The sequence below is a fragment of the Acidimicrobiia bacterium genome (assembly GCA_040880805.1).
Taxonomy (GTDB): Bacteria; Actinomycetota; Acidimicrobiia; order IMCC26256; family DASPTH01; genus DASPTH01.
The window spans coordinates 1-11,494 of record JBBDHW010000010.1 but is presented as its reverse complement, the minus strand read 5'-3'; the positions used below and the strand labels follow the sequence as shown (position 1 = coordinate 11,494).

General features: G+C 66.5%; 9 protein-coding genes. 7 read left to right on the top strand and 2 right to left on the bottom strand.

All coding sequences use genetic code 11. The features are described 5' to 3' along the window. The first annotated feature begins 89 nt into the window (after positions 1 to 89). From WD271_01920 to WD271_01895, 6 genes are all read left to right on the top strand, one after another. On the top strand, positions 90 to 1,202 hold the full coding sequence (locus WD271_01920) for an amidohydrolase family protein (protein MEX1006584.1): 1,113 nt from the start codon (positions 90 to 92) through the stop codon (positions 1,200 to 1,202). Positions 1,203 to 1,219: 17 nt separating this feature from the next. Then, positions 1,220 to 1,642, top strand: a complete 423-nt coding sequence (locus tag WD271_01915; protein ID MEX1006583.1) for a bleomycin resistance protein — start codon at positions 1,220 to 1,222, stop codon at positions 1,640 to 1,642. Further along, positions 1,639 to 3,135, top strand: a complete 1,497-nt coding sequence (locus WD271_01910) for an NAD(P)/FAD-dependent oxidoreductase (GenBank protein MEX1006582.1) — start codon at positions 1,639 to 1,641, stop codon at positions 3,133 to 3,135. The genes WD271_01915 and WD271_01910 overlap by 4 nt, the downstream gene beginning before the upstream one ends. 295 nt (positions 3,136 to 3,430) lie before the next feature. After that, complete coding sequence (locus WD271_01905; GenBank protein ID MEX1006581.1) at positions 3,431 to 4,267, top strand: GNAT family N-acetyltransferase; 837 nt, start codon at positions 3,431 to 3,433, stop codon at positions 4,265 to 4,267. A gap of 348 nt (positions 4,268 to 4,615) precedes the next feature. After that, positions 4,616 to 5,545, top strand: a complete 930-nt coding sequence (locus WD271_01900) for a YVTN family beta-propeller repeat-containing protein (GenBank protein MEX1006580.1) — start codon at positions 4,616 to 4,618, stop codon at positions 5,543 to 5,545. A 228-nt stretch (positions 5,546 to 5,773) separates the two neighbouring features. Beyond that, entirely contained in the window at positions 5,774 to 6,289 is a 516-nt protein-coding gene (locus WD271_01895) for a hypothetical protein (GenBank protein ID MEX1006579.1), read from the top strand. Between the two features lie 321 nt (positions 6,290 to 6,610). Here the strand turns inward: WD271_01895 and WD271_01890 are convergent, their stop codons facing one another. Beyond that, positions 6,611 to 8,464, bottom strand: a complete 1,854-nt coding sequence (locus WD271_01890; GenBank protein ID MEX1006578.1) for a winged helix-turn-helix domain-containing protein — start codon at positions 8,462 to 8,464, stop codon at positions 6,611 to 6,613. A gap of 19 nt (positions 8,465 to 8,483) precedes the next feature. Next, positions 8,484 to 8,804, bottom strand: coding sequence for a YdhR family protein (locus WD271_01885; GenBank protein ID MEX1006577.1), 321 nt, complete (start codon positions 8,802 to 8,804; stop codon positions 8,484 to 8,486). Positions 8,805 to 9,473: 669 nt separating this feature from the next. Here WD271_01885 and WD271_01880 point away from each other — a divergent pair. Next, positions 9,474 to 11,417 (top strand): NAD(P)/FAD-dependent oxidoreductase, encoded by a 1,944-nt coding sequence (locus WD271_01880; protein ID MEX1006576.1) that lies wholly within the window; start codon positions 9,474 to 9,476, stop codon positions 11,415 to 11,417. Positions 11,418 to 11,494: the final 77 nt, after the last annotated feature.

Here is an 11,494-nt window from a genome sequence, read left to right as displayed (position 1 = left end):
TTACCCTGCGCCGCAGCGAGCGGGGCCGAGCGGCCCGGCGCCGAAGGCGCCAAGAGTGGAGATGGGAGGCGCCGAGAGAAGGGCGCGGTATGGAACCGGCGACCGGCATCTACTCCTGCGACGACCACCTGGATCTTCGTGCGGTGCCGCCCGAGCTGTGGCAGTCACGGCTGCCGCGTGCCGAGGCCGAGCGCGGACCGCACGTGGTCGAGCGCGAGGGCGAGTCGGTATGGGTGTGCGAAGACCGCGTGCTGGGCGGCAGTGGGAACCCCCGGAACAGCGACCTCTTGAAGAGCCTCAACGCGATCTCGCGAGCCGGCATCGACGACGACGGCTTCCGTGCCGGCAACCCGGAGCTGCGGCTGCAGGACATGGAGCGCGACGGCCTGTTGGGCTCGGTGATCTACGGACCGCTCGCGCTGGGTCTTCCGATCTTCGACCCCGCGTTGCAGGACGCGTGCTACGCGGCGTGGAACGACTGGGCGGTCCAGGAGTTCAATGCGGTCGCTCCCGATCGGCTGTGCGTCCTCGCGTTCCTGCCCGGCCACTCGCCGGAGGCAGCGGCGGCCGAACTCGAGCGGTGCGCGGAACTCGGCCACCGCGGCGCGATCATCGACGTCTTCGACATCGACGTCGGCGACCCTGCCTGGGACGAGTTGTGGGTAGCCGCGGAGCGCACCGGCCTCCCCATCAGCTTCCATCTCAAGGGCGGGACCTCCTCCAATCTCAGCTACCGGATGGGCAAGTGGCAGTCGGCGGCGTTCGCCACGGTCTTGCCGCTGCAGCTCGACGAGCCGCTCGCGATCATGATGTTCTGCGGCGCACTCGAGCGGCATCCCGGTCTCACGCTGGTGCTCGCGGAGTCAGGCGTCGGATGGTTGCCGTACTTCTTGGCGCGCGCCGACCTGGAGTGGCGCAACCTCCGCGACAAGATCGACTACTCCACCCGTACCCCTCCGAGCGAGCTATTCCGTCGCCAGGTGATGGCCACCTTCGAGGAGGACGCGCTGGGCACCGATCTCATTCCGCTCCTGGGCGCCGACTCGTGCATGTGGGCATCGGACTATCCGCACACCGACAGCACCTTTCCCTTTTCGCGGCGCGCGATCGAGGAGACGCTCGGCACCCTGCCCGCAGCGGACCGCCGCAAGATCACGATGACCAACTGTGCCCAGCTGTACCGCTTGACGCCGGCGCCCTGAGCACGCCCTCACATTCGATGACGCAACCTCAGCAGTCCGGAACTCTCTGCGGCTTCGATCACGTCGCCCTTCCGATGCAGAACACCGAAGCCATGGTGGCGTTCTATCGCTCGCTCGGATTGGAGGTCGACGAGACTCCCCACCTGGTGTCGGTCCATGTCGGCGACCAGATGATCAACTTTCATCGTGCGGCGACATGGCAGCGGGAAGGCTTCACCCTCCGGGCACCGGCCGCGCAACCGCCGTGCGGCGATCTCTGCTTCGTGTGGGGCGGATCACCGGAATCGCTGCACGCGGTGCTGGACAGTGCGGGGGCCGACATCATCGAGGGTCCAGTGGCGCGACGAGGCGCTCGCGGCGCTGATGCGTCGAGCGTGTATGTGCGCGACCCGGATGGAAACCTCCTGGAGTTCATGATCTACCCCCGAGACGTCGCATGAAGCCCAGCGCCGAGGAGTTGTTCGGTCCCGAGGGAACGCCGCGGGCGGTGGTCGTCGGCGCCGGCTTCGGCGGGATCGCCGCCGGCGTGAAGATGAAGCGCGCCGGGATCCACTCGTTCACGATCTACGAGTCGTCGCTCGGCATCGGGGGGACGTGGTGGGACAACACCTACCCCGGCGCCGAGGTCGACGTCGGCTCGCACCTGTACTCGTACTCGTTCAAGCCGCACGACTGGACCCGCACCCACGCCCAGCAGGCCGAGCTGCAGAAGTACCTCGAGGAGACCGTCGACGAGTACGGGTTGCGCCCGCACCTGCGCCTCGGGGTGGCCGTCGAGTCGGCCACGTGGGACGACGACCGCCATGTGTGGACGGTCCGGCTCGACGACGGCACCACCGACGAGTGCCACGTGCTCATCAGCGGCGTGGGGTTCCTGAACGTCCCTCGCTACCCCGACTGGCCGGGGCTCGATGAGTTCGAGGGCCCCGAGTTCCACACCTCGCGTTGGGAGCACCAACACGACCTGACCGACAAGGTCGTCGCCGTGGTGGGCACGGGCTCCACGGCCACGCAGATCGTTCCCGCCATCCAGCCGATCGTGGCGCACCTGTACCTGTTCCAGCGCGAACCGGGCTGGGTCATGCCCAAGGGCGAACGCGACTTCACCGACGAGGAGCGCAGAGCGTTCTCGAACCCGTGGCGGCGCAAAAAGGAGCGCCTTCGGCTGAAGTGGCTGATGGAGAAGAACATCTGGGGCGGCAAGATCTTCCGGGTCGACACGAAGGAAAACGCCGCCCGCCGCCAGTTCTGCCTCGACTACATCGCCAAGAACTTCGAGGATCGCCCCGACTTGCGGGAGGCCGTCACCCCCGCGTACCCCTACCCGGGCAAGCGGCCGGTCTTCGCCACGACGTTCTACCCCGCGCTCAAGGAGCCCAACGTCGAGCTGATCCCCAAGGCGGTCGCCTCGGTGACCCGCACGGGGATCGTCGACGTCGACGGCGTCGAGCGGAGGATCGACGTCCTCGTGATGGCGACGGGCTTCCAGCCGGCCAACTACCTCGCGCGGCTGAAGGTCTTGGGCCGCACGGGCACAACGCTCAACGAGTACTGGGCCGGCGAGCCGCACGCCTTCCTCGGCATCACGGTCCCCGAGTTCCCCAACTTCTTCATGCTCTACGGGCCGGGCACCAACGGTGGGGAGATCGTCACGATGCTCGAGAGCCAGTCCGAGTACGCCGTGCGCGCGATGTTGCGCATGCGGCGCGAGCGCGTGACGGCCGTCGAGGTCAGGCCGAGCTTCGACGCCCTGTGGAACCGGTGGCTCCAGTCCAAGATGGTTGGCACCTCCTGGACAATGAGCAACAACTACTTCAAGGCGCCCACGGGCAAGGTCGTCACCCAGTGGCCCACCAGCTGCTCGGTCTACCGAGCTCTCACCAAGGTGTTCGGCGGCGTCAGCGACACGACCCGCCGGCGACGGGTTGTCTGACGGAAGACGGCGTGCGTGGTCAGCGCGATTTCGCACTGACCGCAGTAGCCGTCAGTGACCGCGTCGCGTCCTCCTGCACGCTACGACGCGACGCTAGGGAAACGACGCCGCGGGTGGCGCAGGTATTCTGTTGCGCCGACAGGCCCGAACACTTGGATGGCTGACAATGCCAACACGTACCTGTCCCAAGGGGGAGCGTGAAGATGGCAGAGAGTGCAATCGAGGTTGTGCAGCGAATCTATGACGGCTACCTCGCCGGTGACCTGGAAGGGCTTCAAGCGGTGATGCCGACGACGTGGTCCAGCATGACCACGGAACCAACGCGCGGGCGGGTACCTATCGCGGGAAGTCGGGCATCGCTCAGTTCATCGCCCTCATCACCGAATTGACCGACGGGGCGCTAACGACCGATGTCAAAGAGATCCTCGGCGGCGATGAATACGCAACGGTGATTGAAACCGCGACGGGCAAGCGGCAAGGGCAGGAACTGAACCTCGATGTGTGCACCCTGTACCACGTGAACAACGCAGGCGCAGTCGACGAGATACACATCATGCCGCTCGATTGCCCGTTTGGGATCAGTTCTGGGCATGACACCAGAGCGCATGCGTGCCGCTCGGTGCGGGTGATCTTCTGGCGCGGCGACGCTGGTGGCGGCGGCGATCCGGAGCGGGCATTCTGGGCGGCGATGGCAGAAGTTCGCCCGCTCGCTTCCGCCGAAGTTGAGCTAGTTGTGTCCGTGCTCGGATTGGCGCGGCTGCACCAAGGGGATGGGTTCTATCTCGTCGCTTGGGAACGCAACGAGCCGGTTGGGCATGCGCACCTCGCGCTGACCGATCCACCGGAACTGCAGGATGTGGAGGTCCGCCTCGAGTATCGGCGACGCGGAATTGCTTCAGCGCTTACTGCCCGCGCCGAGGACGAGGCGCGCACGCGAGGTTTCGATCGGCTGTGCCTCACCGTCAGTGTTGACAACGCCCCTGCTCAGGCGCTGTACCGACAGTGCGGGTACGTCGATGCGGGCGTCGCGCCGAAGCGTGTGATGGGGACGATCGAGATCCGGTCGGGACCGATCGAGGTCGACGACACGTTGCTGACATGGGAGAAGCGTCTGAGCGACTCCGCGCCATAGCTGCCGTTATACGGGTGATGTTCTGTCGTGACGAACGTCCTGGCGGGAGCGTCGCGGACCGGGCAATCTGTGCGCGTGTGACTACTACGTGCCTCGCGTCCGGTCACGGCACTGCGTAACGTCCGCGGTTGCGGTCGTCACGCTCACCGGCATTGCATTCAGCCGGTGTGGGTCGTTTAGAGTTACGCCGAAGTCGGATCGCGCACATCCACCACGCGCCGAGCGGTGCGGGTTCGCGGGAAGCGGTGTCCGGTTCTCTTGGCGGGGAACGGGCGGGAACAGGGAGGAATCATGTCTCTAGGTCACGCGCTGCGCAGCAGCAGTTATGGGATTCGGCGTGTCGCGGGGGTGTTGCTGATCGGCGGGCTGCTCGCGGTCGGGTTGCCTGGTGGGACGGCGGTCGCGTCCACGACCACCACAGTCCCAGTGGGCTCCGCTCCGTACGGTGTGGCGGTGAACCCGAATACCAAGATTGTCTTTGTCGCCAACAGCGGCAACGGCACGGTGTCGGTGATCGACGGGCGGACCAATACCGTGACCGCCACGATCCCGGTCGGCTCCGCTCCGTTCGGTGTGGCGGTGAATCCGCATACCAACACCGTCTATGTCACCAACAGCGGCGACCAGAATGTGTCGGTAATCGACGGGCGGACCAATACCGTGACCGCCACGATCCCCGTCGGCACCATTCCGACTGGTGTGGCGGTGAACCCGAATACCAACACCGTCTATGTCGCCAACAACGGCTCCGACAACTCGGTGTCGGTGATCGACGGGCGGACCAATACCGTGACCGCCACCATCGAACCCGGCGCCAGTCCGTACGCGGTGGCGGTGAACCCGAACACCAATACCGTGTATGTCACCGGCAGCGCCACGGTGTTTGTGATCGACGGGCGGACCAATACCCTGACCGCCACGATCCTCGACTTCGGCGGTCCGGCCAGTGTGGCCGTGAACCCAAACACCAACACCGTCTATGTCGCCAATAGCAACGGCACGGTGTTGGTGATCGACGGGCGGACCAATACCGTGAACGCGACGATCACCGTCGGCGGCGATCAAACCGCGGTGGCGGTGAACCCGAATACCAACACCGTCTATGTCACCAACGCGACCGACAACACGGTGGCGGTGATCAACGGGCGGACCAATACCGTGACCGCCACGATCCCCGTCGGCACCGGTCCGTATGGTGTGGCGGTGAATCGGAACACCAATACCGTCTATGTCACCAACCAGAACAACAACACGGTGTCGGTGATCAGCGAGCGCTGACTCACCAGCCGACGCGGTTGGGAACGTCGCCTGGCCACCCATATCTCGCGCGCCAGAACTGCCGATCCGCGGCACGCTTCAGATGCGCGAAACCGAACAGAACGCGACGACAGAACATGCGTTGCCGCGCGCTGCGACGCGCACCGAACGAATTCCTCGGCGTGGTGCTACCCGGCCCGCATCAGGAAATTGGCCGGCCCGCGCTTGCTGTATGCGTACGTTGGTGTCGTGGACGTCGAGTTCGTCCGGGTATCCGAGCGAGTCTGTCTCGCGCGAGCAGTTCGGGAAGACGGCGCGCTCGTCGAGACGCGTGCGACGACGAAGTCGGGGTTGCCGCATGATCTGGAGCACCTCACCGTCGAGGCGGGTCTTGCACTCCACGACGGATTCTGGGGTCGTGTCGCCGCGGGCGCGGAGTTCAAGGGTATGAAGATCACGATGGTCAAGCCGCGACGACGTCCCCGCGCACTGAACCGCGCGATAGCGCGTGGCTATACCGGTTGGGACGACGATCTTGTCGGAGCCGTCGTGAATGTCTATCGAGAGGCACGGGCGGCTGGCTGGGAGCCGTCGAGGACGTTCCCGCAGGTGCCAGCCCTCACCCGCCTCCTCCGGCGTGGTCATGGCACCCGTGTCGGCTCGACCTTCGAGCGCGAGGTCATCGAGCGCACGTGTGTTTCGCTGCGCGACGCCGAGGGGGAATGGATGGCCGTGCCGATCGGGGGGTTGACCACGCTCACATGAACCTGGCCCACCGTTCCCAGAGCGCGACGTAAGCGTTCGTCGCGGCTCGGTCGATCGCGTGATCGGTAGACGCCCAACGCACCGAACGCGCACTCGTAATCCGCTGGATGACAGCTCGAGCTGAGCGCATATCGGCACGTCGGGATGCGTCGTGGCTGCCCGTTGGGGTTCGGGAGTTGTGACGCGCTGACTGTCGCGTGCTCCTCGTCGGTGCCGGGACTAACCCCGAGGTGGGGCGGTGGCACTATCAGGTGTGGGCGCGCGTCCTGGACGTGGATCGGCGATGAGGGCGCTACAACATTCAGCTGCTAGGGCCGTGGCTCACCTGAGTCGGTAGCCGACGCCGCGGACAGTCTCAATGCGGTCGGCAACGGCGCCCAGTTTCCTGCGGAGGCTGCGAATCACGACGTCGACCGTGTTGCTGCCACCGTCGTAACTCGTGCCCCATACCTCGCGGAGTAGGTCGGCGCGCGACACCGGCGCCGCAGGGTGGGCGGCGAGCGTATTCAGCACTCCGAATTCGAGGGGCGACAACTGGATGCGAGCGCCACCGAGATCGACGCTGCGGTCGCGCTCATCGAGGAATGGCTGATCGCTCTCGCCGAGTTCGGCCGCGGCGATGCGGTTGAGCCACCCGTCGACGGAGTCCGGTCCGAAGTCGAGCGCCGCGAGATGGAACGGTTCGCCGCCGACCTCGATGGGTTCGTCGAAGGGACGGAAGCCGAGCGTGCGCAGCGCGTCGAGGAAGGGCCGGGGGTCGCGGACGCTGAGGTAGAGCCGACCCAGGTGTGGCCGCAGACGGAAGTAATCACGCTTGACATCGAGCAACGCCGCGGCCTGCACGCCGCTCGGGCCCTCGCCCGTGCCGGCGGCGAGCCAGCGCCGGTGGGTGAGAGTCCGCTGGCCGGGAGGCAGCGGGTCACGCGCGGCGTGCCGCGACCAAGCTGCGACGACTGGGTCGGCTCGTTCGAGAGAGGGCGGGATGTCTCGCCACTCGGCGACGATCGAACACCCGACGACGGCTCCGGTCCGGTCGCGAACCGTTCGGACCGCGTCAGGACGAAGGCGCAACCACGCGTCCAACACCGAGGCGCCCTCCGGTGTCTCGAATTCGTGCCACAACGTTCGCAGAGCTTCGGAGTCCTCCTCCCGCGACCTCTCGACACTGAACGCATGGGCAGTCGCGGGGAACATCGCCTCGCGGACGAACGGGTTGTCGATGAGGAAAAGGAGGTCCGCGGTGAATCGGTGGAGGTCACTCGCGCCCGCCCGCCGTGTCTCGTTCTGGAGATGGCGCCACGCGGCCGAGCGCAGTTCGCGGAACCGCTCAGGTTCGAGGGCGCGTAGCCGGGCGGAGACTGCGGCTTGCACCGCATCGTGCAGCCGCAACCCTTCCGATGTTTCGTCTACGAAGCTGAGCGCCCCGAGTCTCTCCATCGCGTCGTCTGGGTCTTGGCACGCCATTGCCTCGAGGACACCTCTCGTCACTCGGCGAGGCACCGATGCAGCGTCGAGGAGTCGGCGACCCTCGTCATCGAGGCCGGCGCGAAACGCGGTCGCCAGCGCGGCGACCACGCGCGGCCCGACCTCGTCGATCGGCATGTGGGCGACGTCTGCCTCCGCGGCGAGGCGAAGCGACAGAGGGTGGCCGCGCGCGATTCGGCAAATCATGTCAGCGTGGTCTTCCGCCACATTCGCGTCGGCGAGAAAGGCTTGCGCGGCCTCATCGGTCAACCCGACGAGCGGGAGGATCTCGAGCCCGCCCACTCGACCCCTCTCGGTCGACCATTCGAGCATCGGGGCGTCGCGCCCGGCGATGACGAAGCGCAGTTCCGTCGACAACGACGGAACCAGTTCGTGCCGCAACCAGGGATCGGCGATGCGGAACATCTCATAGGTGTCGACGAGCACGACGCCAGCGCTTCCTGGTTGCCAGCCCGCCGCGTCGAGCGCCGCGCGAAAGCTCGACTCCGTCGGATCGATGGCCGCGCAGTCGATCCGCCACACCTGAGTTCCGGACCCTCGCACTCCGCTCGCGAAGGCGTTGAGCAGTGCCGACTTGCCGATGCCCGCGACGCCGTAGACGAACGCCACACGCGGCCCGTTCGCGTCGAGCACGCGCTGAAGGGACGCGAGCTCGCGCTCCCGTCCCTTCAGCGTGACGCCGTCGCTCATCGCGACAAGAGTGCCAGGCTCAGACGCCCGCGGGCTGCGCCAACCCACGGGTGACACGGGTAGGCCCGTCGAGTACGCCGAAGCGACGGACCGAGATGTTCACGAGACCGGGTGTCGAGCCGACTCCGGCGAACACGTCCGACTGGAGGAAGTCGTCGACGGCCTTCTCGGACTCGAACGTGTACACGCCGCCGAAGATCCCCTCGGCGCGGTCGGCGAGCCAAACCTTCGAAGCGAGTCCCGGGACCGCGGCGAAGGCAGGAGCGAGCTCGTCGCACGAGCTCGCGAATTCCTCCTCTGAGAGTCCGTCAAGGTTGAAGTTCACGATCAGGATCTGCACAGCGACCTCCTTGGTCCGGGCCGGCGGCCCACAAGACGACGATGACATGCCGCCGGGCTGCGTAGATGAGGACTTGATGAGAATCGGGCTTCCGTGCTCAGGTCTCGTCGTCGTGGACAGCAGCAACGGTCCCTCGTCGGTGAAGCGTGTCAAACAACTTGTGTCCATGGCCATGAGAGAGTTCCCGCTGGTGGCCAGTGGAAGTCGCCGTTCCTCGCTGAGGCATCCACGTCGAGTGTCCCCCGGCCGGTGGCGGTGGCGGTATCTGCCAACACCGACCACCGACCGAGGGACTGCTCAATGATCACCGCGAGGGGGTTCGTCGATACGGCGGTGAGGCCTACGGAGAGCGGGACAGATCGACGGCTCGGGATGCACCTCCGCAGCTGACGGCCGTCCCAGAACGAGCGGCCATAACCACGCGAGGCAATGCCCCCGACGTGCCGATCAGGGACGCGCCGGACCACGCGCACCGAACACTCCAGCGATCGACGCATCGAGCGCGCCATGTCGGCACCTCCGCGGGCCCTCAAGCGGACGCTCACGCGTATCGCGGATTTGTGCGTCGTTGACGGTGGCGACGCGAGCGCAGTCCGGCACGTCTGGTGTTGGTGCCCGTCGGCGGGTTTCGGCGAGCGTTCCCGTCGCGGCGCCTCTACGCTCACCACCGTGAACGACGTACGGAACCCGCACATCGGTGAACCGTTCACCGACGACGACGACGCCATCGCCGCCGCGCTCGAGGACGTGTCCGTTCCCGTGCTGCTGTGCTCGCTTGTGCACATGACGGGCGATCCGTCTTGGATCCGCGAGCTGTCGCTCCGGAGCGTGCCGAACGCCGCGGACCTGCAAGGCGGTCTCGAGAACGAGGAGCTTGCCGCAATCCGGCGCCGCGCGGTGCCGGCCATCGCCGCCTACCGGGACGGCGGGTGCATTCCGCACGAGCTGTCCCGAGACGTTCTCGTCGAGATGATGGCGTTCCTCGCGGGTAAGCCGCTCGAGGGGGTCATGGTGCCGATGTTCCTCGAGGACATGCAGTTCGACGGCGCCGACAGCGGCGCGATCTCGTGGGGCGACGAGGTGTCGGACGAGGCGAGGGCTGCGTCGCCGGTCGTCGTGATCGGCTGTGGCTTGTCCGGCATCCTCGCGGGGATCCGCCTGTCGCAGGCCGGCCTTCCCTTCATGATCGTCGAGAAGGACGAGGGTCCGGGTGGTACCTGGTGGGAGAACCGGTACCCGGGTGCGCGCGTCGACGTCGGAAGTCATCACTACTGCTACGCGTTCGAGCCGTCGCATCACTGGACCGAGTACTTCTGCCAGCAGCCCGAGCTGCGCGACTACTTCGTCGGAGTGCTCGACAAGTACGAGCTCCGTTCGCACTGCCGCTTCAGGACCGACGTTACGTCCCTGACGTGGGACGAGCCGACGAGCTTCTGGCATGTCGGCATTCGGAACCCGGACGGGACCACGGAGGTCCTCGAGGCGCGGTTCGTTATCAGCGCGGTCGGTTCGCTGAACATCCCCAGGCTTCCGGACATCGCCGGCATGGACTCGTTCGCCGGCCCGTCGTTCCACTCGGCGCGCTGGCCGCACGGGCTCGACGTGACGGGCAAGCGGTTCGCGCTCGTCGGCGCCGGCGCCTCCGGGTTCCAGATCGCGCCGACCATCGCGGACCGGGTCGAGCAGCTCACGATCTTCCAACGGACGACCCAGTGGATGCTGCCGAACCCGCTGTACCACGCGAAGGTGCCGCCCGGTGACCGGTGGGCGATGCAACACCTCCCGTTCTACGCGCGCTGGTTCCGGTTCCTCATGCTCTATCCCGGCATCGCGATGGGGACCGAGCCCTACCGGGTCGATCCGGACTTCCGTTCGAGCGAGGGCATCTCGATCAACGAGCAGAACGAGCTGCGGCGCCGGCAGCTGACGGCGTGGATCACGATGCACCTCGAGGACCGGCCCGACCTGATCGAGAAGTCGATCCCCGACTACCCGGCGATGGGGAAGCGGATTCTCCAGGACGACGGGTCCTGGTTGCGCACGCTCGAGAAGCCGAACGTCGAGCTCGTGCACACGCGCATCGAGCGCATCGTCCCCGAAGGTGTGCTCACCGTCGACGGCGCGCGCCACGTTGCCGACGTCATCTGCTACGCGACCGGGTTCCGCCACAACGACTTCCTCGCGTCGATGGACGTCACCGGGCGGAACAGCGTGTCGCTGCGCGACCAGTGGGGCGACGAGCCGACGGCGTACTTCGGGATCGCGATCCCGAACTTCCCGAACCTCTTCTGTATGTACGGCCCTGGCACGAACCTCGCGCACGGTGCCAGCCTGTTCTTCCATTCCGAATGCCAGATCCACTACGCGATGGACTGCATCCACCGGGTCCTGGCGTCCGGAGCACGGACGATCGAGGTGTGCAAGGACGCGCACGACGAATACGTCGAGCGGTACCGCCGCGAGATCGATCAGCTCGTGTGGTCACACCCGTCGATCGAACACAGCCACTACAAGAACCCGCAGGGCAAGATCTTCACGCTTTCGCCGTGGCGGCTGGAGCTGTACTGGGAGTGGACGCGATCGGCCGACCCCGAGCAGTACATCGTCGGCTGAACCGGCCGTCGGAAGGTTCATGAGCGCGTTCGATCCGACGACCGGAGCCGCTCGACGTGGCGGTGCCCCTCGACGCG

Bases quoted from the DNA above. Each gene is read 5' to 3' on its own strand.
- WD271_01910 (MEX1006582.1), top strand. From the start codon at position 1,639: ATGAAGCCCAGCGCCGAGGAGTTGTTCGGTCCCGAGGGAACGCCGCGG.
- WD271_01915 (MEX1006583.1), top strand. From the start codon at position 1,220: ATGACGCAACCTCAGCAGTCCGGAACTCTCTGCGGCTTCGATCACGTC.
- WD271_01890 (MEX1006578.1), bottom strand. From the start codon at position 8,464: ATGAGCGACGGCGTCACGCTGAAGGGACGGGAGCGCGAGCTCGCGTCC.
- WD271_01920 (MEX1006584.1), top strand. From the start codon at position 90: ATGGAACCGGCGACCGGCATCTACTCCTGCGACGACCACCTGGATCTT.